At 59.9% G+C, this 22,093-nt stretch carries 23 protein-coding genes and 1 pseudogene; 18 read left to right on the plus strand and 6 right to left on the minus strand.

Annotated elements, in window-relative coordinates; genetic code table 11:
- The first annotated feature begins 76 nt into the window (after nucleotides 1–76).
- The 5 genes from ASG68_RS12170 (at nucleotide 77) to kduI (ending at nucleotide 5,373) form a co-directional block, all read left to right on the plus strand.
- Nucleotides 77–1,597, plus strand: a complete 1,521-nt coding sequence (locus ASG68_RS12170) for an aldehyde dehydrogenase family protein (RefSeq protein ID WP_413814010.1) — start codon at nucleotides 77–79, stop codon at nucleotides 1,595–1,597.
- Between the two features lie 125 nt (nucleotides 1,598–1,722).
- Nucleotides 1,723–2,673 (plus strand): substrate-binding domain-containing protein, encoded by a 951-nt coding sequence (locus ASG68_RS12175; RefSeq protein ID WP_062579024.1) that lies wholly within the window; start codon nucleotides 1,723–1,725, stop codon nucleotides 2,671–2,673.
- Nucleotides 2,674–2,755: 82 nt separating this feature from the next.
- Nucleotides 2,756–3,763, plus strand: coding sequence for an ABC transporter permease (locus tag ASG68_RS12180; RefSeq protein ID WP_113567481.1), 1,008 nt, complete (start codon nucleotides 2,756–2,758; stop codon nucleotides 3,761–3,763).
- Nucleotides 3,763–4,500 carry an ATP-binding cassette domain-containing protein gene (locus ASG68_RS12185; protein ID WP_062579026.1) on the plus strand — a complete coding sequence of 246 codons (738 nt, stop codon included), beginning with the start codon at nucleotides 3,763–3,765 and terminating at the stop codon, nucleotides 4,498–4,500. The genes ASG68_RS12180 and ASG68_RS12185 overlap by 1 nt, the downstream gene beginning before the upstream one ends.
- 30 nt (nucleotides 4,501–4,530) lie before the next feature.
- Nucleotides 4,531–5,373 (plus strand): 5-dehydro-4-deoxy-D-glucuronate isomerase, encoded by an 843-nt coding sequence (gene kduI / locus ASG68_RS12190; RefSeq protein WP_062579028.1) that lies wholly within the window; start codon nucleotides 4,531–4,533, stop codon nucleotides 5,371–5,373.
- 43 nt (nucleotides 5,374–5,416) lie between these two features.
- On the opposite strand, the gene ASG68_RS12195 is transcribed toward kduI, so the two are convergent.
- Entirely contained in the window at nucleotides 5,417–6,229 is an 813-nt protein-coding gene (locus tag ASG68_RS12195) for a class I SAM-dependent methyltransferase (protein ID WP_062579029.1), read from the minus strand.
- 104 nt (nucleotides 6,230–6,333) lie between these two features.
- On the opposite strand from ASG68_RS12195, the gene ASG68_RS12200 reads away from it, so the two are divergent.
- The 4 genes from ASG68_RS12200 (at nucleotide 6,334) to ASG68_RS12215 (ending at nucleotide 10,152) form a co-directional block, all read left to right on the plus strand.
- A complete protein-coding gene (locus ASG68_RS12200) occupies nucleotides 6,334–7,464 on the plus strand; it encodes an ABC transporter substrate-binding protein (protein WP_062579031.1) in 1,131 nt (376 codons plus the stop codon).
- 3 nt (nucleotides 7,465–7,467) lie between these two features.
- Nucleotides 7,468–8,532, plus strand: coding sequence for a FecCD family ABC transporter permease (locus ASG68_RS12205; RefSeq protein WP_062579033.1), 1,065 nt, complete (start codon nucleotides 7,468–7,470; stop codon nucleotides 8,530–8,532).
- Nucleotides 8,526–9,278: an ABC transporter ATP-binding protein gene (locus ASG68_RS12210; RefSeq protein WP_062579035.1), complete on the plus strand. Its 753-nt coding sequence runs from the start codon at nucleotides 8,526–8,528 to the stop codon at nucleotides 9,276–9,278. Before ASG68_RS12205 ends, ASG68_RS12210 begins: the two co-directional genes overlap by 7 nt.
- 277 nt (nucleotides 9,279–9,555) lie before the next feature.
- Nucleotides 9,556–10,152: a 2-hydroxychromene-2-carboxylate isomerase gene (locus ASG68_RS12215; RefSeq protein WP_062579037.1), complete on the plus strand. Its 597-nt coding sequence runs from the start codon at nucleotides 9,556–9,558 to the stop codon at nucleotides 10,150–10,152.
- A 179-nt stretch (nucleotides 10,153–10,331) separates the two neighbouring features.
- Here the strand turns inward: ASG68_RS12215 and ASG68_RS12220 are convergent, their stop codons facing one another.
- The 4 genes and pseudogenes from ASG68_RS12220 to ASG68_RS31895 all read right to left on the minus strand — a co-directional run bounded on the left by ASG68_RS12220 (nucleotide 10,332) and on the right by ASG68_RS31895 (nucleotide 12,572).
- Entirely contained in the window at nucleotides 10,332–10,778 is a 447-nt protein-coding gene (locus tag ASG68_RS12220) for a pseudoazurin (protein ID WP_062579039.1), read from the minus strand.
- A gap of 120 nt (nucleotides 10,779–10,898) precedes the next feature.
- A pseudogene (locus ASG68_RS12225) lies at nucleotides 10,899–11,591 on the minus strand (Crp/Fnr family transcriptional regulator); the annotation flags it as partial.
- 125 nt (nucleotides 11,592–11,716) lie between these two features.
- The gene (locus tag ASG68_RS12230) at nucleotides 11,717–12,406 is read right to left on the minus strand and encodes an NnrU family protein (protein ID WP_062579041.1); all 690 of its coding nucleotides are present in this window, start codon (nucleotides 12,404–12,406) and stop codon (nucleotides 11,717–11,719) included.
- A 10-nt stretch (nucleotides 12,407–12,416) separates the two neighbouring features.
- Nucleotides 12,417–12,572: a hypothetical protein gene (locus ASG68_RS31895; protein ID WP_164491918.1), complete on the minus strand. Its 156-nt coding sequence runs from the start codon at nucleotides 12,570–12,572 to the stop codon at nucleotides 12,417–12,419.
- Between the two features lie 115 nt (nucleotides 12,573–12,687).
- Between ASG68_RS31895 and ASG68_RS12235 the strand changes: the two genes are divergently transcribed.
- The 6 genes from ASG68_RS12235 (at nucleotide 12,688) to ASG68_RS12260 (ending at nucleotide 18,274) form a co-directional block, all read left to right on the plus strand.
- On the plus strand, nucleotides 12,688–13,233 hold the full coding sequence (locus tag ASG68_RS12235) for a cytochrome c oxidase subunit 3 (RefSeq protein ID WP_062579043.1): 546 nt from the start codon (nucleotides 12,688–12,690) through the stop codon (nucleotides 13,231–13,233).
- A 3-nt stretch (nucleotides 13,234–13,236) separates the two neighbouring features.
- A complete protein-coding gene (locus ASG68_RS12240) occupies nucleotides 13,237–13,515 on the plus strand; it encodes a cytochrome C oxidase subunit IV family protein (RefSeq protein WP_112408147.1) in 279 nt (92 codons plus the stop codon).
- A 165-nt stretch (nucleotides 13,516–13,680) separates the two neighbouring features.
- Nucleotides 13,681–14,133: a c-type cytochrome gene (locus ASG68_RS12245; RefSeq protein ID WP_062579047.1), complete on the plus strand. Its 453-nt coding sequence runs from the start codon at nucleotides 13,681–13,683 to the stop codon at nucleotides 14,131–14,133.
- 22 nt (nucleotides 14,134–14,155) lie between these two features.
- Nucleotides 14,156–15,499 carry a nitric-oxide reductase large subunit gene (locus ASG68_RS12250; RefSeq protein WP_062579049.1) on the plus strand — a complete coding sequence of 448 codons (1,344 nt, stop codon included), beginning with the start codon at nucleotides 14,156–14,158 and terminating at the stop codon, nucleotides 15,497–15,499.
- A 59-nt stretch (nucleotides 15,500–15,558) separates the two neighbouring features.
- Nucleotides 15,559–16,371, plus strand: a complete 813-nt coding sequence (locus ASG68_RS12255; RefSeq protein ID WP_062579051.1) for a CbbQ/NirQ/NorQ/GpvN family protein — start codon at nucleotides 15,559–15,561, stop codon at nucleotides 16,369–16,371.
- Nucleotides 16,372–16,378: 7 nt separating this feature from the next.
- Nucleotides 16,379–18,274: a nitric oxide reductase activation protein NorD gene (locus tag ASG68_RS12260; RefSeq protein WP_062579054.1), complete on the plus strand. Its 1,896-nt coding sequence runs from the start codon at nucleotides 16,379–16,381 to the stop codon at nucleotides 18,272–18,274.
- A gap of 79 nt (nucleotides 18,275–18,353) precedes the next feature.
- Here the strand turns inward: ASG68_RS12260 and hemN are convergent, their stop codons facing one another.
- Nucleotides 18,354–19,703: an oxygen-independent coproporphyrinogen III oxidase gene (gene hemN, locus ASG68_RS12265; RefSeq protein ID WP_062579056.1), complete on the minus strand. Its 1,350-nt coding sequence runs from the start codon at nucleotides 19,701–19,703 to the stop codon at nucleotides 18,354–18,356.
- 245 nt (nucleotides 19,704–19,948) lie between these two features.
- Here hemN and ASG68_RS30580 point away from each other — a divergent pair, with 245 nt between their 5' ends.
- From ASG68_RS30580 to ASG68_RS12280, 3 genes are read left to right on the plus strand one after another with little or no spacing between them, the layout of a single operon-like run.
- Complete coding sequence (locus tag ASG68_RS30580) at nucleotides 19,949–20,221, plus strand: DUF2249 domain-containing protein (protein WP_082478631.1); 273 nt, start codon at nucleotides 19,949–19,951, stop codon at nucleotides 20,219–20,221.
- A 27-nt stretch (nucleotides 20,222–20,248) separates the two neighbouring features.
- On the plus strand, nucleotides 20,249–21,586 hold the full coding sequence (locus tag ASG68_RS12275) for a hypothetical protein (RefSeq protein ID WP_156384867.1): 1,338 nt from the start codon (nucleotides 20,249–20,251) through the stop codon (nucleotides 21,584–21,586).
- A gap of 3 nt (nucleotides 21,587–21,589) precedes the next feature.
- Nucleotides 21,590–22,093, plus strand: a complete 504-nt coding sequence (locus tag ASG68_RS12280) for a DUF2249 domain-containing protein (protein WP_062579062.1) — start codon at nucleotides 21,590–21,592, stop codon at nucleotides 22,091–22,093.

The following is a 22,093-nucleotide window of genomic DNA, read 5'->3' on the forward strand; positions in this document are numbered from 1 at the left end:
GAGGACAACACAAGCGCGGCGCTCGCAACGCCGGCCCAGGATGGAGGAGCCGGGACGTGAAAATCCCGGTTAGCTGATGACGATTCATGCCAATTTCATAAGCCCGGACTCTAGTGATCCGCGCCTGCAGAGTAAATCCCGCTACAAGATGCTTGTCGACGGCAAGTCGGTCGACGCTGCCTCGGGAAAGACCATCGACCGGGTGAGCCCGGGCCATGCCGGCGTGATCGTCGGCACCTGGCCGGAAGCGTCGGCCGATGACGTTCGTCTGGCGATTGCCGCTGCCCGCCGCGCCTTCGATACCGGTCCCTGGCCGCGCATGTCGGGTGCCGAGCGCTCGCGTCTGATGTTCAAGACGGCCGAACTCATTCTATCAAAGGTCGAGGAACTGGCCCTTATAGAAAGCCTGGAAGTGGGCAAGCCGATCGCCCAGGCGCGCGGCGAAATCACCTTCTGCGCCGATCTCTGGTCCTATGCGGCCGGTCAGGCCCGCGCGCTCGAAGGTCAGACGCATAACAATATCGGTGACAACCGCCTCGGCCTCGTTCTGCGCGAACCCGTCGGCGTCGTCGGTATCATCACGCCCTGGAACTTCCCCTTCATCATCGCGTCCGAGCGGGTGCCGTGGGCGATCGGCGGCGGCTGCACAGTGGTTCTGAAGCCGTCCGAATTTACCTCCGGCACGTCGATCCGTATGGCGGAACTGGCGCGCGAGGCCGGCATTCCCGATGGCGTCTTCAACGTCGTCACAGGGTATGGCGACCCGGCCGGTCAGGTCCTCGCCGAAGATCCGGGCACGGACATGATCGCCTTCACCGGCTCGGGCCGAGTGGGCGTCAAGCTCGGTGAAATCGCCGCCCGCAGCGTCAAGCGCGTCGGGCTTGAACTCGGCGGCAAGGGGCCGCAGATCGTCTTCAATGACGCGGATATCGAAGCGGCTGCCGACGGTATTGCCTATGGTGTCTATCACAATGCCGGTCAGTGCTGCATTTCCGGAAGCCGTCTGTTGGTGCAGGAAGGCATTCGCGACGCCCTGCTCGATCGCCTGCTCGATATTTCCCGCAAGGTCACCTTCGGTGATCCGCTGAACGAACGCACGAAGATTGGCGCAATGATCTCCGAAGCGCATGCCGCCAAGGTTCATTCCTATGTCGAGGCGGGGCAGGCGGCCGGCGCCGAACTGCTGCTCGGCGGATCGCGGGTTGGCGAGGGTTCGGGGCTCTATTATGCGCCGACGGTGTTTTCCAGCGTCACCGGCGATATGTCGATTGCCCGCGAAGAGATTTTCGGGCCGGTCCTGTCGACGCTCACCTTCAAGACGGCCGACGAGGCGGTCGCCTTGGCAAATGCATCGGAATTCGGCCTTTCGGCCAGCGTCTGGTCCACCAATCTCGAAAACGCGCTGCAAAGCATCCGCCGGATCCGGGCCGGACGCTGCTGGATCAACAGCGTCATCGACGGTGCGCCGGAACTGCCGATCGGCGGTTACAAGAAGAGCGGTCTCGGCCGGGAACTCGGCCGCTACGGCTTTGATGAATATTCGCAGTTCAAGGGCATTCACGTGACCTTGGGACGACCGGATCCTTGGTTCGGGTGAGGTCTTTCACCGGATACTGAGGCAGAGGAGGAAAATCTCGGCTGGCGCGATCTTTGGTCGGAGCTCGCCAGCCGAGACATGGGTCTTTCGACCCCGATTGCACATCCAAAGGGAGGATACGCAAAATGAAATTGACCAGACTGAAAACCGCAATGCTTGCGGCGTGCGCAGCTATGGCTTTCACAACGTCCGCCGTGGCGGCCGATGTCAAGGCGACGATGATCATCTACCTTGATCCGAGTGTGCAGTTCTTTAACCCCGTCGTGAAGGGTGCACAAGATGCTGCAGCGCAGTTCGGCGTCGATCTCGACGTCCAATACGCCAATAACGATCCGGTGCGCCAGAACGACCTGATCGAAAGCGCGACAGCGACGGGCGTTGACGGCATTGCCGTTGCCATTTCCTCGTCGGACGCTTTCGACGACAGCATCTGCAAGGCCGTCAAGGCCGGCATCATCGTCATCGGTTTCAACAATGACGACCTCGAAGGTGCCAAGGGCAATTGCCGTCAGGCCTATGTCGGCATGGACGAATTCGCTTCGGGTTATGAACTCGGCAATCGCATGATCGAGCAGTTCGGCCTCAAGGAAGGCGACATGGTGTTCAACCCGCGCGAAATTCCGGAAGCCAGCTTTGCTGTCGCGCGTGGCGGCGGCATCGAGAAGGCGATGAAGGAGCATGGCATCAAGGTGGAGACGGTCAAGTCCGGTCTCGATCCGGCCGAAGCGCAGAATATTCTGGCTCAGTTCCTGATCGCCAACCCCAACACCAAGGCTCTGTTCGGTACGGGCTCCGTGACGTCCACGGTCGGCGCGGGCGCCATCAAGGATGCCGGTGTCAACATTCCGTTCGGTGGCTTCGACCTTGCGGTTGAGATCGTCAACGCTGTTGAATCCGGCGCCATGTTTGCGACGATGGATCAGCAGCCCTACCTGCAGGGTTATTATCCGATCGCACAGATCGCACTGGCTAAGAAATACGGCCTGACGCCGACCGACGTCGACACCGGCCAGGGCGCGTTCCTCGACAAGTCGCGCATCTCGTCCGTCAAGCCGCTGATCGGCAGCTACCGGTAAGCGAGACGCATAAAGACCTTCCGGCGACAAGCCGGAAGGTCCCCGCGATCCCTTGAACAGAGTAACGACAGTGACCTACGCCATGACCGACACAGCCGTGCCGAAATCGCGCACGAAAAAACAATCGCTGCTGAAGCAGATCATGACCATGCCGGCCGGCGCCATTCTCCTCGTCTTCGTGACGTTGCAGATCGTCTGCATCGCCGGTGCGCTGATCTATCCCGACAGCTTCCGCTATCTTTCGCCGCAGAATCTGACGATCCTGATGAAGGCCATACCGGTTCTCGGTTGCCTGGCGCTCGGCGCCGGCGTGCTGATGATCGCCGGCGAGTTCGACCTGTCGATCGGCTCCGTCTACACACTGACGGCCGTGCTGATGGCGAGCCTCGTCGACAGCGGCATGAGCGCTTTCATTGCCGCGCCGCTCGGCATCCTGCTGGGCGTGATGATCGGCTTTCTCAACGGCGCGATCACCCTGCGATTCGGCCTCCCATCCTTCATTGTGACGCTCGGCGGTCTCCTGTTCTGGCGCGGCGCCGTGCTGCTCTATAATGGCGCTGTGCAGGTGCGTTTCGATCCGGAGCCTGCCTTTTCCAGCCTGTTCGCCGGCACGCTTTTCGGCATCAACGCCGCCTTCATCTGGGTTGTCCTGTTCGTCATCGCCTTCTATCTGCTGATGCACCGCCACAAGTTCGGCAACCATGTCTTCGCCACCGGCGGCAACCCCGCGGCGGCAACGGCGATCGGCATCAACACCGACCGCGTCAAGATGATCGCTTTTGCCATCGCCGGCGGCATGGCGGCTGTCGCCGGCATCATCGCCACGGCCCGCGTCGGCAGCGTCCAGCCGGGACAGGGCGCGGGTCTGGAACTGCAGGCGATCGCTGCCTGCGTCATCGGCGGGCTTTCTCTTCGGGGGGGGCGCGGCTCGATCATCGGCATCTTCCTCGGCGTCATGCTGATCCACACCATCACCGACGTTCTCCTGCTTCTCCGGGCACCCGGCTTCTACCTCGACATGTTCATCGCAACCCTGATCGTCGTCGCAGCCGCCTTTAATCATCTCATCGAACGCCGGGGGGCTGCGTGATGTCCGCGTCCAATCTTCTCGAACTGCACAATATCTCGAAAAGCTTCGGCGCATTGACGGCCCTTCGGGACCTTTCCTTTCACGTCGGCCCAAGCGAAGTCGTCGGTCTTCTCGGTGACAACGGTGCCGGCAAATCGACCACGGTCAATCTGATCTCCGGCATCCACAAGCCGACCTCCGGCCATCTGAGCGTCGATGGGCAGAAGACGCTGTTCACCTGCCGGTCCGATTCCGCGGAGGCTGGTATCGAGACGATCTATCAGAACACCGCCCTGGTGGATTCGCTGTCGATCACCCGCAATATCTTCATGGGCCGCGAGCGCACCAATGCCTTCGGCTTCCTGAAGCAGGCGGAAATGCGCGATATCGCCATGGAGGTGCTGAAGAAGGCTGTCCACATTTCCGGTATCGACTCCCCCGACAAGCTGGTGGGTGATCTTTCCGGCGGGCAGAAGCAGGCGGTCGCCATTGCCCGCGCTGTTTTCTTCAAGCGGCGGGTCCTGCTGCTCGACGAGCCAACATCCGCTCTCTCCGTCCGCGAAACCGAGGCTTTGCTGTCGCAAGTGCTGAAGCTGAAGGCGGAGGGCGTCTCGAGCGTGCTCGTCACGCATAATCTCTATCACGCCTACCAGGTGTGCGACCGGTTCGTGATCATGAGCCATGGAACCAAGGTTTTCGACGTGAAGAAGGCCGATACGACGATCAGTCAGCTGACTGAATATGTCGTTCTCACCTGACAATCCCATCCAACGCCAAGAGGCAAATCCGTGACAATTTCCGTAAATGTGCGCCAGGTCATCGGACCTGAAGACGCTGCCAAGCGTGATACGCAAGGCCTGCGCGACGGGTTCCTCATCGAGGGACTTTTCTCCAGGGGGCGCGTCAACCTCACTTACAGCCATCTCGACCGGATGATCGTCGGTGGCGTCGTCCCGATGGGCGAGGACCTGACGATCGGCCAAGTCAAGGAAACCGGCACCGACCGGTTTCTCGAACGGCGCGAGGCCGCAATCCTCAATATCGGCGGCAGCGGCAAGGTTCTTGTCGGTGAGACCGAATATGCCCTCGGTTTCCAGGAGGCGCTCTATGTCGGCATGGGGGAGGGGGATCTGACGTTCCGGAGCGACGATCCAGGCAAGCCTGCAGAGTTCTATCTGCTCAGCGCACCTGCCCATCGCACATGCCCGACCGTGCTGATCACGCTCGACATGGCAAAGAAGGTGCGCACCGGCTCTGCTCAGGAAGCCAATGCCCGCACGATCAACCAGTATGTCCATCCGGATGTCTGCGAAAGCTGCCAGTTGCTGGTGGGGCTCACCATGTTCGAGCCGGGCTCCGTCTGGAATACCATGCCGGCGCATGTCCACGACCGGCGCATGGAAGTCTATCTCTATTTCGGCATGGAAGAATCGACGCGAATCTTCCATTTCATGGGGGAGCCGCATGAGACCCGGCATCTCGTCCTGAAAAGTCATGATGCGGTGCTGTCGCCGGGGTGGTCCATCCACTCCGGTGCCGGCACCGGTCGGTACTCCTTCATCTGGGCGATGGCGGGCGACAACATGAGCTTCACCGACATGGACAAGGTGCCGATGGACAGTCTGCGATAAGCCTGTTCAATCGTTCCGGCCTGCGCCATCTTCAGGACTAGGCTCAGGCCTCCGGCTTTTCGGCGATGATGGCGTAGCGGTGCTGGAGCCCGCGCGCCAGGCCTTTCAGCAGGCTGAAATTGCGGGCCTGCGTCTTGTGTATCTGGCGCAGGTTCTCATCGACGCTGACAGGCGAAAACCCCGTTTCACGCAAGAGTTTTGCGACACTGTCGGCGCGGGCGCCGTCGGAGAAATGCACGCGCGAGAGAATCCTCTGATGCGTGGTCATCATGTCGGCCGGTGGATGCGGCGGCTCTTTATTCGCGCCATATTGCTCGAGCCGCGTTGCCAGCCATTTGACGATGCGCTCGGCGAGACCAGCATTGACGAAATCGCCGTCGATCACCAGCAGTTTCCCGCCGGGTTTCAACACGCGCCACCATTCGCGAAAGCAGGCCTGCGGATCGACCAACGTCCACACCAGGTGCCGGGTGACGATCACATCATAGCTGTCATCGGGTTCGTAGGTGTTTTCCGCGTCGCCAAGCTGGAAGCGGATGGAGCGTTTGCGCGTCGCCGCCTTGGCTCGCGCCTTCTCCAGCATCGCCTCCGACCAGTCGATACCGGTGACCTTGTAGCCGAGATCATCCATCAGATGCGAGATCACGCCGGTACCGCTTGCAAGATCCAGCGCCTTGCGGCCGTATCCGTCGCCCAGATGCCGCCCGATCAGCGCGTGCCAGGCCGCTCGCTCTTCTTCGGAAAAGATTTCATGACCGGGCGACAGATCGAATGTCGCGGCGCGGGTCGACCAATAGGCCTTGATTTCATCCCGCAAGGTAAAGTTGGCGCTCTCGGCCCTATGGTTGCTCTGCATCTGTCATTCCCCGGCTCAGCTTTGAATGCTTCTAAAAGATAAAACTTGACTATGAAAGTCATCAAATAATAAGTGCGGCCCAGTTTCCACCGGAGATAAATCTCATGCGCTTTTCTGGCAAGCTGGCGATCGCAGCCCTTGGCCTTCTGGTTTCAACCGTTCTGCCCGCGATGGCCGATCCTGTCGTCATCAAGGATGTGACCGGTCGCGATGTCGAGATCAACGTGCCCGTCAAGAACGTGATTCTCGGCGAAGGCCGCCAGATCTATTTCCTTGCTGCGCTCGACAAGGAAAACCCGTTCGAGCATGTCGTCGGCTGGCGCGATGACCTGCCGAAGGCCGATCCGGAAAGCTACGAGGCCTATCTCGCCAAATATCCGGATATCGCCAAGCTGCCGACCTTCGGCGGCATGAAGGACGGTACTTTCAACATCGAGCAGGCTGTCGCGCTGAAGCCCGACGTCATCCTGATGAATGTTGACGCCAAGACCGCAACGGAAGAGGCCGGCTACATCGAGAAACTCGGCAAGGTCGGCATTCCGCTCGTCTATGTCGACTTCCGCGAAAAGCCGATGGAAAACACAGAGCCGAGCATGCGCATCATGGGTACGCTGATGGGCAAGGAAAAGGTTGCCGAGGACTTCATCACCTTCCGCGCCGATGCCATTAAGCGCGTCACCGATGTCCTGGCCAAGAGCGATGCCAAGAAGCCTCTGGTCTTCGTCGAGCGCGCCGGTGGTTATTCGGAGGATTGCTGCATGTCCTTCGGAAACGAGAATTTCGGCAAGATGGTCGAACTCGCCGGTGGCGTGAATATGGCGAAGGACATCATTCCCGGCACGTTCGGAACAGTGAATCCCGAGCAAATCATCGCCTCTAACCCCGATCAGATCATCATCACCGGCGGCAAGTGGGAAGCTTACGTTCCCGGCGGTAACTGGGTCGGCGTCGGTTATGGCGCGGATCTGACGGAAGCGCGCCGCAAGCTGGAAAACCTGACCAAGCGCCCGGCGTTCACCGGCGTCGAGGCAGTCAAGCAGGGGAACGTTCACGCCATCTGGCACCAGTTCTACAACAACCCCTACCAGTTCGTGGCCATCCAGGAGATCGCCAAGTGGCTGCATCCGGAGCTTTTCCCGGATCTCGACCCGGAAGCGACGTTCAAGGAACTGCATGCGAAGTTCCTGCCGCTGGACTACAAGCCCGGCTATTTCGTCTCGCTGAAAGACAAGTGAGCCATGGCTGTGGCTTCAACCGAAACCAGGGCATCGGGGCGCGATCAGTATCGCGCCCTTGCCTTTCGTCGCATCGTTATCCTGGTTGCGCTGACGGCGGCGCTTGCGCTCAGCATCGCCATCGACATGGCACTGGGGCCGGCGAATTACACGCTGTCTGAGGTGCTTTCGGCGCTTGCTGATCCCGCCGCCGCCGGCGACCAGTTGCGTGTGGTCATCTGGGATATCCGCATGCCGATCGCGTTGATGGCGGTGACGGTCGGCGCATCGCTTTCGGTCGCCGGTGCGCAGATGCAGACGATCCTGTCCAATCCGCTCGCCAGCCCATTCACGCTCGGGATTTCGGCGGCCGCCAGCTTCGGCGCGGCACTGGGTCTCGTTGCGGGTGTCGCGATCTTCCCGGGCGCTGTCCAGTACATGGTGCCGATCAATGCCTTCATCATGGCGATGATGGCGGCCATGTTCATCCATTTTGCCTCGACTCTGCGTGGCGTCACGGTCGAGACCATCGTGCTCCTCGGGATCGCGCTGGTTTTCACCTTCAACGCGGCGCTGTCGCTTCTGGAATATCTCGCCTCCGAACAAGCGCTGGCTGCCGTCGTTTTCTGGACGATGGGAAGCCTGACCAAGGCGACCTGGGACAAGGTCTACATCACCGCCGCGATCCTCGTGGTCACGTTGCCGATGTTCATGCGCAACGCATGGGCGCTGACGGCGCTGCGTCTCGGTGACGACAAGGCGGCGAGCATGGGCGTCAACGTCCGGGGTCTGCGGCTGCGGACCATGCTGACTGTCAGCCTGCTGGCGGCCATCCCGGTTTCCTTCGTCGGGACCATCGGCTTCGTCGGTCTCGTCGGCCCCCATATCGCCCGCATGGTTGTCGGCGAAGACCAGCGCTTCTTCCTGCCCGGTGCCGTCATCTGCGGCGCGCTGCTGCTGTCGGCAACGTCCGTGGTCAGCAAGGTGCTCATCCCCGGCGCGATCCTGCCGATCGGGGTCATCACAGCGCTGGTCGGCGTTCCCTTCTTCTTCGTTCTGATTTTCTCCAACAGGAGGCGCGCATGGTAGCGCTGGTGCTCAAGGATGTCGGTGCGTCCTACGGCCGAACGACGGTTCTTTCCAATGTCGGTATCGATGTGCTGCAACCGGGTACGGTGACGGCCGTCATTGGCCCGAATGCAGCCGGAAAATCGACGCTGTTCAAGCGGATCGCGGGTCTGATCTCCGGTCCGGGTCTGGTTCAGGTTTCCGATGCCACGCGGGGTGACCGGGCGATCTGTTACATGCCGCAGGACACCGGCGCCAATGCGGTGCTGACAGTCTACGAATCCCTACTACTCTCCGCCAAGCAGGGCGGTGGCTGGCGGGTGCATGACGATGAATTGTTCGAGATCGACGCGATCCTCAAAGCCTTGCGCATCGAGGACCTTGCCTTTCGCGGTCTCGAGGCCCTGTCGGGTGGCCAGAGGCAGCTTGTTTCCCTCGGCCAGGCGCTGGTACGAAAGCCGGAAGTCCTTTTGATGGACGAGCCGACGTCAGCGCTCGACCTGCATCGCCAGATCGACGTGCTCGAATTCGTGACGGATCTTGCCACGCGCACGGGCATGATCGTGCTGATCGCGCTTCACGATCTCAACCACGCGCTCCGTTACTGCGCCAACACGATTGTCATCGCGGATGGAACGATGGCGTCCAGCGGCGCAACTGGGAATGTCATAACGTCGGATATGCTGCGGGAAATCTATCGCATCGAAGCCCGCATTGAAGCCTGCTCGCGCGGCCGGCCGATGGTCATCGTGGATGGCGCGCTGTAGGCAGCGTGTCGCTGTGATGGAAGACCGGTTCGCGGAAACGCATGGAGGCTCACGGGCGTTCTCGTCTCGATAGGCTGGTTAGCCCGTTGTACCGAAGACAGTTTTTCTTTGCTCCGAATTGCAAAAGGAATGCCATTTCTTCCGAGTAAAGTTGTCTACTGATTTTATAGACTAAGTTTTTCAGCTTGGTGGAACCATCGGTGGGCAATCTTTTCCGCATCTTGGCCAGAATTGTGGCGATCAGCTTTGTGGCTCCCGTTTCGGGCGGCGATCTTCTATGACCAGGATTGTCGATTATTTCTTCTCGATCGGCTCGCCATGGTCCTATATCGGCTTCGATTCGTTCATCGCCCTGGCGGCAAAGGGTGGTATCGAAATAAAGCCATACCTGACGACCGTCGTTGAGGAGAATGGTGGCATCTTTTCGCGTAATCGCCCGGAAATTCGCCGGAGCTACTGGATGCGGGACCTGAAGCGTTGGTCTCGGCTGCGCGGGAAGGATCTGATCCTGGAAAACCGCCCGGAACTCAGTGATCCGGCACCGGCATCGCTGATCGTCATTGCTGCCTATCTCGATGGCCGGGACTGGATCGGCCTGACCCGCGCCCTGCAACATGCATTCTGGAGTGAGTTGAAGGATATCGGTCAACCGCATGTCCGGTCAGCGGTTGCCTCTGCAGCGGGATTTGACGGGGCAGCCCTGCTTCGCCGTCAGGCGGACGACGATGTGCGGCGCAAATGGATGGCGGATCGCCAGCATGCCGTCGAAAGCGGCGTGTTCGGCTTTCCGACCTTTCTATACGATGGTGAAATCTATTGGGGCCAGGACAATCTGCCGTTCCTGGAGCGCCATTTTCTGGGTGACAGGCCGTAGCGCCACCGCGAGATCGCCCGTGAAGTCGATGCGTATGCTGGCGTTTTCGGTTTCACTGATTGCAGAACTGGCGCGACGGAGGAAACTTCTCCGTCGTGCCAGTTCCGCCGCAGGCGAGGTGGCTTGCCGTACTCTCGCCTTACAACGCCGCGCCCCCTTCCGGGCACCGCAGATTCAGGTCAGACACCTGCGGCAGAAATCTCCGCGTCGAGTCTTTCACGGGCTTTCTTGGGCAGTTTTGCGTCTTTCACAGCTCCGAGATTGGCGGGTGCGTCTCCGACGACAACCAGCCCGATCATACCCATGCCGACATGCGGCGCGCATTTGATGGCGTAGGCGCCGGGTACGTCGAATGTCACCTTGACGGCCTCGTTCATCTTGCCCTTGAAGGGCTCTGCGCCATCGGGGATCAATCCTTTAATCGTTTCGGCATTGTGGGATTTGTCGGTCGGAATGAACGTCACGGTATCGCCCTTGGCGATCTTGATCGAACCCGGTTCGAACACCATCGTGCCATCCGCGCCCTTGTTGAGCATGTGCACTTCGAAATCCGCAGCCGCTGCCAGGGAACCGGCGGTCATGCTGAGGATTGCAGCGCTAACAAGGGTCTTAAGGATCTTACTCATTTTCTTGCTCCAACATCAGAAGCGCTCTGGCTTCGTTGGCAGCAGAATATGCCCTTTCGCCCCGATCTCTTTGACAAGGCGCAAAGATGAAGCGCTTTCAGCAGAAAATCGGCCTTCTCTCTCCTTCCCATGCGCCGCGAGCAGCGCCAAACCATGCGGGTCGCTCACGAGAAGCTTTTGCCGCCCACCTTCAACCAGACCTTTTGCTTCCCAGGCGCTGAGAATGCGCGACACGGTATGAAGCGTCGTGCCGGTCATTTCGGCGATATCCTGGCGTGAGATCGGAAAATCGATCCTGATTCCGGTGCCTTCCTTCTTGCCCGCTTGATCCGCCAGCCGTAGCACCGCGTGCGCCACACGGCGTTCGACTTCCTGAGTGGACATTTCGCGAATGCGGGCATGAGCCTCTTCAAGCCTCTGTCCGATCGTCTGCATCGCCGTGACCGCGAGCCGAGGATTGGTGTCGATGAACTGAGGCCAGAGTTCCGTCGGCCAGCTTAACGCAACGCTTTCGGCAACCGCGAGGGCTGTTCCCGGATAGTCTGAGCGTTGCAATGCCTTGGCGAAGCCGAACAGGTCGCCTGGATGTACGACCCGAACGATAATCTGTTGCCCGTCTTCCGTAACTTGGGTCACTTTCAACCGGCCGTGTAACAGCAGGAAGAATTGGGACGCCGGCGCACCCTGCTCGAAGACGGTATCGCCTGCTGGAACCCTCCGTGACGTCGAATGGGACAGCAGGTTTTCAAGATCCGTCGCGCTCATCTTCTCGAAGAGCGGCAGGGATCGCACAACACTTATGTCAACCTTCATCGTGTCCTACTCCATTTGTCGCTCCATTATCACGTCGTCAAAATGAAGCGAAAGGGCAAAAGCTCCCTGTTGTGCGAACCTGCCGCGTCTCCAAGCCGCTGCCGGTAGAATCTCAATGACTGCCTCTACAGCGCATTGAGCGTTGCGATCGGATCTGCGCCGAAAAGTGCGGCATGGCCACCATGCAAGAGCCAGCCCGCCACAGCAATGGTCGCAACCGCACTGAGCAGCATGATGGTGTCAATTCTCACGGCTCGAGGTTCCGCAGCGATTGCCAGGAGCGGCACCACCGATGTCCCCGCAGTTGCCTGGTTCCATGTCGCGCCGAACATGCGCCGGGCTCTTCGTTCCGCCATCAGCATGCCACCCAGCGAGAAACAGGCGAAGCCACCAAACAGGATCAGCGATCGAAGATCACCATTGGGGGGAACATGACCTGCTGACCATAGCCAGAACCCCCAAAGCACGGGATGTCTGGTGATGTCGACAATTGCACCGACGCGAGGTCCATCGCGCCTCAACGTCACGGAGAAGGGATTGACGCTGAACAGGCCGGCCAGCACCAGGAACAGCCCGAGAGGCGCTGCCACGAATGTCGCGTGAACCTGCCAGGAGGAAAGGCTCCAGAGTTCAACATAATCGGTATTGAGTGCTTCATAAATCAGCCAAACCAGCACAGCGGTGGAGACAGCCGAATAGGCAATCAGATAACCGGTTCTGCCCATCGCTCCGATGATCCTGGTCCTTACCGGCGGCATGGCGGGGATGGAGTGCAAGCCGATAAACAGCGCAAGGGCGGCGATCATAACTGTCATGTCTATGTGATCACTGTTGCAGAAAAAGGACTGCGGCGATGACGCAGGACGCTGCCACAGCGACGGTGGCACTATACCGCTGCAATACGCCCATCCGGTAAAGCGCAATCGAGAAACCGACGATGATCGGGGCGGCCACGACGAGGCCTGCTTGTGCATCTGACATGGAAGTCTCCTTTGAGGCCTTGTCTCATGACACACGGTCAAATTCTTTGATGAAGCGCAAAGAACGATTCCCCGCCAAGCCGATACGTCTGCGCTGAAACGGAGAGGCAAAACATATGGCGGTGATCGGAGAAACGGTCAAAGACGAACCGGACGGCGGCGACCTGATCCTCTGGCTGCTGGTCTGGAGCGAGCTTGCCGCATTCGGTGTGCTGCTCTGCGGCTTTCTTCTCATGTCCTATCTTCATCAGGACAGTTTTTCTCTGGCGAAGATCCATCTCGATGGCCGTCTTGCCAGCATCAATACGCTTGTCCTGATCGCGAGTGGTTGGCTTGCGGCCGAAGCTGCACGAGCCAGCGTCATGCGAACGCGCCAGCTGGCTCTGGTTGGTGCGGCGGTGCTCGGGTTTCTTTTTGCGGCCATCAAGCTCCTCGAGTATCGCGAGGAGTTGCGGTTTGCCGGTGATGCGACGTTCAACGCGTTTTTCGAACTCTATTTCATGATCACGGGCTTCCATCTTGCCCATGTCGTGTTTCTCGGCCTGATCATGCTTCTCGTGGCGCGCAAACCGGACAGATCGAACGTGGTGATCGTCACGACCATCTGGCACATCGTTGATGTTGTCTGGCTGGTTATCTTTCCCGTCGTCTATCTGGGGTGAACCATGCAATACGATAAATCGAAGTGGTTGATGGGGGTTGCCGCCGGGCTGTTGCTGATTGCGATCGTGACGGCACTCATCGCGGCGCAATGGAAACACGAGGCCGTGCCGTTCGTGGCCTTCTGCGTCATCCTTGTGTTGACGGTGGTCAAGGCGCGGATCGTCGTGCTCGACTTCATGGGGCTCCGCGGTCCGCGGCGAGGCCTGTCCATTGCATTGATCGCCTGGCCGTTAGTGTTCGCGATTGCCGCCGCCACCAAGGCCGGGCTTGCATCCCTGTGAAACCCTGGGGCCGATCGGGGTTATCTCGCATCTGTTTGCATTTCAACAAAGAAGAGCCTCCCGCATTCGGGCAACCCTCTCCAGGAAGCCAAGACAGGTCACCCACCTTGGCTTCCGCAACACACGATCCTGCGCCTTGAACGCGGGAAGCGAGAGGGACATCGAATGTCAGAACACCTGACCAAAACAGGAGCTCGAAATGTCTTCTATGGCGGATCGGCCTTCTTCTTCGCGATCTTCGTGGGCCTGACCGCCCACAGCCACTATTACATGCGCACGACCTCCACCAACGAGACGACGCTCACCGACTCTGTCGCGCGGGGCAAGCATGTCTGGGAAAAGAACGCCTGTATCAATTGCCATACCCTGCTGGGTGAAGGCGCCTATTTCGCGCCGGAACTGGGCAATGTCTGGACACGCCTGGGGGGTGACGAGGACGTCGAAGGTACCCGTGAGACATTCAAGGCGTGGATGCAGGCCCAGCCCACAGGAATAGAGGGCCGGCGGCAGATGCCGCAATTCAACCTGACCGATCAGGAGCTTAACGACCTCGCGGATTTCCTGCGGTGGACGAACACCATCAAGACCCAGAAGTGGCCCCCGAACGACGCGGGCTGAAGTCCATCAGGGAAACGACATCATGAAATATCAAACGCAAAAAGTCGCGATGCTGTACTTCTATGGCGCGCTCGGCCTGTTCATCGCTCAGGTCCTGTTCGGCGTGCTTGCCGGCACGATCTACGTGCTGCCCAATACGCTATCCGAATTGCTGCCCTTCAACATCGTGCGGATGGTCCATACCAACGCGCTGATCGTCTGGCTGCTGATGGGCTTCATGGGCACCACCTATTACCTGCTTCCCGAGGAAGCCGAAACGGAACTCTATAGCTCCAGGATCGCCATAGCCCAGTTCTGGATTTTCCTGGTCGCAGCGGCGATCGCCGTCGTCGGCTACCTCTTCCATATCCACGAGGGCCGCGAATTTCTCGAGCAGCCGTTCGTCATCAAGGTTGGTATCGTCGTCGTGGCGCTGATGTTCCTCTACAATATCACGCTGACGGTGCTGAAGGGCCGCAAGACGGTGGTGACCAACATCCTGATCTTCGGGCTGTGGGGTGTGGCGATCTTCTTCCTGTTTGCCTTCTACAATCCGGCAAACCTGGCGCTCGACAAGATGTACTGGTGGTATGTGGTCCATCTCTGGGTCGAAGGCGTCTGGGAACTGATCATGGCGTCGATTCTCGCCTTCCTGATGATCAAGCTTAACGGTATCGACCGCGAGGTCGTTGAAAAGTGGCTCTATGTCATTGTCGGCCTGGCACTGTTCTCGGGCATTCTCGGAACCGGTCACCACTTCTACTGGATCGGTGCGCCCGGTTACTGGCAATGGATCGGCTCGATCTTCTCGACGCTCGAAGTCGCGCCGTTCTTCACCATGGTGATCTTCACATTTGTGATGACCTGGAAGGCGGGCCGCAAGCATCCGAACAAGGCCGCCATTCTCTGGTCGATCGGCTGCTCGGTCATGGCCTTCTTCGGCGCCGGTGTCTGGGGCTTCCTGCACACTCTGTCGTCGGTGAATTACTACACACACGGTACGCAGGTGACTGCTGCCCATGGGCATCTGGCCTTTTTCGGAGCCTATGTGATGATCAATCTGGCGGCGATGGCCTATGCGATCCCGGAAATCCGCGGCCGGGCGCCCTATAACCAGATGCTCTCGATCGTCAGTTTCTGGATCATGTGCACCGCCATGTCGGTCATGACCTTTGCTCTGACCTTCGCCGGCGTCCTTCAGGTCCATCTGCAGCGTGTACTGGGCGAGGGCTATATGGATGTCCAGGACCAACTGGCGATCTTCTACTGGATCAGGCTCGGCTCGGGTGTCTTCGTGCTGATCTCGGCCCTGATGTTCCTCTGGGCAGTGTTCGTGCCGGGCAGGGAACGCGCGGCCACGCTCGGCTCGCTTCATCCGGCTGAGTAAACCAAACGGCCCCACCGCAGGGCGGGGCAGTCTTTCCGAAGGAAACACGGAGCCTGGCCATGACCTTGCACACGATCCCCGGCGCGGGAACGCGCGTCGAAATCCCCTCCTATATCCCGAGCAGCAACGAGTGCCGGCTGTTTGAAACGGCCTGGACAAGGCAGCTTCCTCTCCTGCTCAAAGGGCCGACCGGCTGTGGCAAGACCCGGTTCGTCAGCCATATGGCGGCTCGGCTCGGCTTGCCTCTCGCGACGGTCTCCTGCCATGATGACCTTGCGGCTGCTGACCTCACCGGTCGTTATCTCCTCAAGGGCGGTGATACGGTCTGGGTCGACGGGCCGCTGACAAGGGCGGTTCGCGAGGGCGGAATCTGCTATCTCGACGAGATCGTCGAGGCCCGCAAGGACGTGGCCGTCGTTTTGCACCCGCTGACCGACGACCGGCGCATCCTGCCGCTGGAGCGCACTGGCGAATGCCTCGAAGCGCCACCCGGTTTTATGCTGGTCGTCTCCTATAATCCCGGATACCAGAATATTCTCAAGGCGCTCAAACCCTCCACCAAGCAGCGCTTCGTGTCGATCGAGTTCGATTTCCTTCCCAAGGCGCAGGAGGTGGCGGTTGTATCGGTCGAAAGCGGTCTGGACGAGGCGCGCGTAGCGCCACTGGTCGAACTGGCCAGGCGGCTTCGCGCGCTCAAGGGGCACGACATCGAGGAGGGCGTTTCCACCCGGCTGCTGGTCTATTGCGCCTGCCTGATCGATAGCGGCATGGACCGCAAGGACGCTGTTCGCGCTGCGCTCATCGAGCCGTTGACGGATGATCCGGATGTTCGAACCGCCTTGATCGAAGTCGCAAACGGCATCATCGGATAAGCCCGTCATGCTCGAATTTCTGGAGCTTGAAGAAACGGTCGGAAAGTTTTGGCATGGTCTTGTCGGATCGACGGCAAGCATGCCGCGTTATCCTGACGAAGCGGTGACCTTCGATCAGGTGAAGCCGTATCTTGCCACGTGCTTTCGCGGATTTGGCGGCGAGGTTGCAGCACAGCTGGGACCGGCGCACGCAAAGACGGCACGTCACAGGCTGAGATTGCGGCAACTGATCGGACTGGGAGAAGAAAAGGTGGCCGGTGCCAGCAGGGACGGAGGATCTGTCCTGCTCCCGCCGGTCGCTGACCTGTTTCCCGACCGGAACCTCAATCGCGATTTCTATGTTTGGCTTTCCGCCTACATGGCGACGATGCTTGCTGTTGTGCCGACGACAAGCGACCCGATGCTGGCAGACATCGAAACACTCGATATCGCCAGTCTTGCGGTTGCAAGGGTGCTCGGTCAATTCCCGGGCCTCGCATCCCGATACCGTGCACTTTGTGGGGCATTGCTCCTCGAACGCCGCCGCGGCATTCTTCCGCCGGTCGAAAGGCTGATGGAAAACCGGATCATCAACATGCTGTCGGCCGGTGCTGGCCTTGCGGACGGCGCTCCGCCATCGATCTTTCCCAGGAAAGCACCGGCCGGCTATCAGGGCATGCTCGCGGTGCCGCTCTGGCCAGTCTACACCGTGCGCGCTGAAATCCGTTCAGGCACGGGCGACGAAGACCAGGCTGCCGTGAAGATCAACACCCTTGCGGGAAGCGGGAGATTTAACGCCGAACGGGAGACTGCGCGGTCGACGACCGATCGAAGCCCTTTCATCCTCAATCGCTTCGAGAAGATTCTGGCGATGGCGGAGATGGTCAGTGTCGACCGTCCGACGAACGACAAGGATGATGGCGACAAGGATGCGGCGAACAATCTCGACGAGGTCAGGCTCGGCCGTCGCAAGGAGCGGCCTTCAGCCAAGTTCCGGTTCGATCTCGACCTGCCGCCCGAAGCCGCCGACCCAGCGTCGATTGAAGGGGAGGCGACGTACCCCGAGTGGAATTATCGCAAGGGCGCATATATGCCTTCCTACTGTCGGGTGATCTGCTCGGCAGCCTCGATCGACCGCGAGCCTCAAGAGCCCTCCGCCGATAGCAAGGCATTGGTGCGGCGCGTGCGTAAGCAGTTCGAAATCCTCAGGCCGAGGAACGAAACCCTCCGCAGCCAACTGGACGGCAACGAACTCGATCTCGATGCAGTCGTGAGGATGAGAGCCGACCTTGCCGCCGGTGGCGAAGGGACCGAAAAAATCCAGCTTCTGTCGAGGCCGCAAGGACACGATCTTGCGGTGACGATCCTTGTCGATGTTTCCTTGTCGACGGATGCCTGGTTCGACGATCATCGCGTCCTCGACGTGGAAAAGGAGGCGCTGAGCGTCATCGCCAACGGACTTTCGGCCTGTGGGACCAACCATTCGATCCTGACCTTCACCTCGCGGCGCCGCTCCTGGGTACGCATCGAGACGGTCAAGGCGTTTGGCGAGGAGATGAGTGGCGACGTGGAGCGCCGCATCGCGTCGTTGAAGCCGGGCTACTATACCCGCATTGGCGCAGCCATCAGGCACGCTGCCGCTGACCTCAACAAACAACCGAACCGGACGAAGCTGCTTCTTGTGCTGACGGACGGCAAGCCGAACGATATCGACCACTATGAGGGGCGTTTCGCGCTGGAGGATTCGCGCAAGGCGGTTGCGGAGGCCAGGCGGACCGGGCTGTCGGTTTTCGCGGTCACCGTCGACAAGGATGCCGGATCCTACCTGCCGGCCATGTTCGGCCGAAACGGATTCGCCATCGTTGGCGATATTGCCAGACTTCCGGCCGCCTTGCCGGCAATCTATCGCGGTCTGACGCGCTGACGAGGCAGCGCGTCGCAGAAACGCCCGGTGGAAGGCGGCCACCGGGCGTTTCGTCATTTCTCGAATCTTGGCGCCGCCGCTACGCGGCCTTGCTGAAAGTCCGCGTCATGTCGTTCAGATAAGCATCGAAAGCCGACGCGACAGTGCGCACAAGGAAGCGCTCTTCGGGCTTGACCCTGACGACGCCTTCCTCCATCACGATAACACCGTCGTCTGCCAGCGCGCGCAAGCGCTCGTTCCCGGTCATCAGGACGTCCGGACCGAAACCGTGACGAGCAGAGATTGCCGCGACGTCCGCGACGAAGTCGCACATCAACCGTTCGATAACCTCGGCCCGCAGCCGATCCTCTGCCGTGAGCCGATAGCCCTTCGCGCTGGGTAGAGATCCCTCCGACACGCGCCTGGCATATTGGCCGGGGGGAACCTCGTTCTGGACATATCCCTCGTGAAACCGCCCGATGGCAGAGGCGCCAAATCCGATGAGACTGCTACATTGATCGGTTGTGTAGCCCTGAAAGTTCCGGCGCAGCGTTCCATGACTTGCGGCAAGCGCCAGGTCGTCTTGCGGCAAGGCAAAGTGATCAAGGCCGATGCGGACATAACCAGCTGCAACGAGTGCCGCGGCGATGGCCTCCGCCTGTTCGTTGCGAGCTTGCGAACCGGGCAGCGCTGTTTCGTCGATCAGGCGCTGGTGTTTCTTGAATGTGGGAACATGTGCGTATCCGAACACCGAGAAGCGGTCGGGCAACATTGTCAGCGAAGCCTGCACTGTTGCGATACAGGATTCGATGGTCTGATGCGGCAAGCCGTAAATGAGGTCGAAATTGATCCGGCCTATGCCATTGCCGCGCAGGCGGCTAACAGCCTGCTGTGTCGTCTCTTCCGATTGGATGCGGTTGATCGCCTTTTGCACGATGGGATCGAAGCTCTGCACGCCGAGGCTTGCGCGCGTCACACCAGACCGTCCCAGTGCGTCAGCCATGGCTTGGGTGAGAGTGCGCGGATCGATTTCGACGGAGACGTTCGTGCTCGCGCCAAGCCGGAACCGTTGCCCGAGCAGTTGCATCAGGGATACGAACTCCTGCGGTTCGATGATTGTCGGCGTTCCGCCGCCAAAGTGAACTTCCCGTACATCGAGTGGTGACGTGGCGGTCTGGGAAACCAGTTCGATCTCGCGGCGCAGCACGTCGAGATAGTCGAGGATCGGCTGGTCTCGTTCCGTGATCGTCGTGTGGCAACCACAATACCAGCACATCGATCGACAGAAGGGAATGTGCAGATAAAGCGAGACGGTCTGTTCCCCGATGCGTCGAATCCAGTCGATCGTGTCTTGCGTTCCGACGTGATCGGAGAATTTCGGTGCGGTCGGGTAGCTGGTGTATCTTGGCAGGCGGGCATCGCCATACTTGATCACAAGGTCGCTGGACATCGTGTTTGATCCTTCAGGTTATGCCGCAGCCTAGCAGCGAGAACGATCGCGCTCTTTGTCTTGGCTCAAATCTCGGTTCGCATCGTCTTGCCGGTTTTTGCGACGTCTCGCCGCACCGCGCTGGCATCGCTGACGACAAACAAGGCAATGTTTGTTCCCCGACAAAGTAAGGGCGAGCCAGCTTTCCTATTCTCGAAACCATCGGCGCGATGCGTCGGATCAGTCGAAAAACACGAGGAAGCGACATGTTGAATTCCGCGACCATCCCCGAAATTGACGTGCGGCAGATACCGCCAAGCCACCGCCATCCAACCATTTTCGGGGTGCTCACCAGCCTGGAGCCCGGCGGTGCCATGCACATCACGAGTGACCACGACCCACGCCCGCTGCATCATCAGATTGATACCCGTTATCCCGATGAGTTCGGCTGGATCTATCTCGAGCGGGGGCCAGAGGTCTGGCGCGTACAGATTACCCGGGCAGAAAGCTCTGGCTGCGACTGCTGCTGCGGACACTAAGGGAGTTCCATGATGTACGGAGCGTCGATGTCGCGTTGGACGATGACATACTTTTCAGCATCGATCGCTTTCCTTTTGTCGGGGCTGGTTTCGATCGGCTCCGGTTATGGAACGCTGTCTGCGGTCGACGCTCCGGATAATCTGGCGATCATCCACCTGATCGTCATCGGCTGGTTGGGTTTGCTGTTCTGTGGCGCACTGCTTCAGTTCGTGCCGGTACTGTCCGCAACGCATCTCAGGCTGCCATGGCTGGCGGCACCCGCTCTTTTGGCGCTGTGTCTTGGGCTTGGCCTGCTGACCATGGGCTTCCTGGCATTGGGCGGCCGGTTACCGATTGATGCCACGATCATGTCTGTCGGCGGAATGCTGCTGGGCATCGGGTTCCTCTGCATAATGGCAATGCTCGCGACCACCATCGTTGCGCAACGAGCATTCGGTATTTCGGGATTTCTTGTGCTGGTTGGTCTCTGCGCGCTGGGGGTAACGATCGTGCTTGGCAATATGTTCGCAAGCCTGTTGGCAGGGGTCCTGGATATCCCGCTGCTTGCCACGCATCTGGCAGAGCTTGCACCCTATCATGCCGGTTTGGGGATTCTTGGATGGATGACCGTTACGGCCATCGGTGTCAGTTATCGTCTTTTCGCCATGTTCATGCTTGCACCCGAGCGGACCGGAGCCAGAAATCCGATTGCGATTGCGGTCCCTTGTGCGCTGGCGGCGCTCTTCTCAGCCATTGGGCTTCGTTTCCTGGACGCCGCATGGGCTCAGACAGTCACCATCGTCGCTGTGATACTGTTGGCGCTGATTGTCGGCCTCTATGGCCAAGATGTTTGGCGAATGTTCAAAGCGCGTCGACGCAAGACGTTGGAGCTCAATTCCTGGACCGGCCTTGCCGCCTTGGGGTTCCTTGCTCTCGCAGCAATGCTTCTGGTTGGCGCAGTCTCGTTTTCCACCAATATGGCTCTTGCCACCGCTGCGTTCTATCTCCTGATCATGGGCTGGTTGACCGGACTGGGGCTGGGACAGCTCTACAAGATCATCCCGTTTCTGACCTGGCTCGAAACCTACGGGCCAGTCATGGGGCGACGGGAGGTGCCACGCGTGCAGGACCTTGTCGACGAACGGCACGCACGACCTTGGTTTGGCACCTTCTATGTCTCCGTCCTGGTCGGAGCCGCCGCCATCCTGTTCGGGTCGGACCCGCTGTTCAGGGCCGCGACCTGGATTCAGTGCGCCGCCGTCGCCGCCTTGGCACTCGAATACCTGCGTGCAAGACGCCTGAGTTACGCGCCGCTTCACGTGCGGCTCCCGCCCGGCGCGGTACGGCCTCATACCATTTGCGTCACGACACAGACAAAGGAGTAATCCATGGGACTCGAATTCAAGGAACTGGATGTGCGACCGATCCTTGCCGCTGGAGGGGAGCCGTTTCAGGCGATCATGGCAGCCGTGGAGGAACTGGAGCCGGGGCAGGGATTGACGCTGCTTGCGCCATTCCAGCCACAGCCGCTCTACTCCGTGATGCAGCGTATGGGCTTCCTGCATCAGGTCAATCGACTGGAGGGTGGTGATTTCGAGGTTCGGTTTTCGCCGCGCGCCACCGAGGTCATTACCTCGGACGGCGCTCAGGATGCCGGCTCCTGGCCGGAGCCCACCCGGTCTTTCCATCTGTCTGACCTTGCGCCGCCGCAACCCATGGTCCGCATCCTCTCCGAGCTTGAAACGATGGCGCCCGGGGAAGTTCTCTTTGCGGTTCTGGCCAAGGAGCCTCTGTTCCTGTTTCCGGAACTGGTGAAGCGCGGCCACAGATGGGCCGGCAACTTCGACAGCACCGGAACGGAGTTCCGTATCATGATCAGGCGTGGAGCCTGA

This window comes from Rhizobium sp. Leaf453, assembly GCF_001425605.1.
Lineage (GTDB): Bacteria > Pseudomonadota > Alphaproteobacteria > Rhizobiales > Rhizobiaceae > Pararhizobium.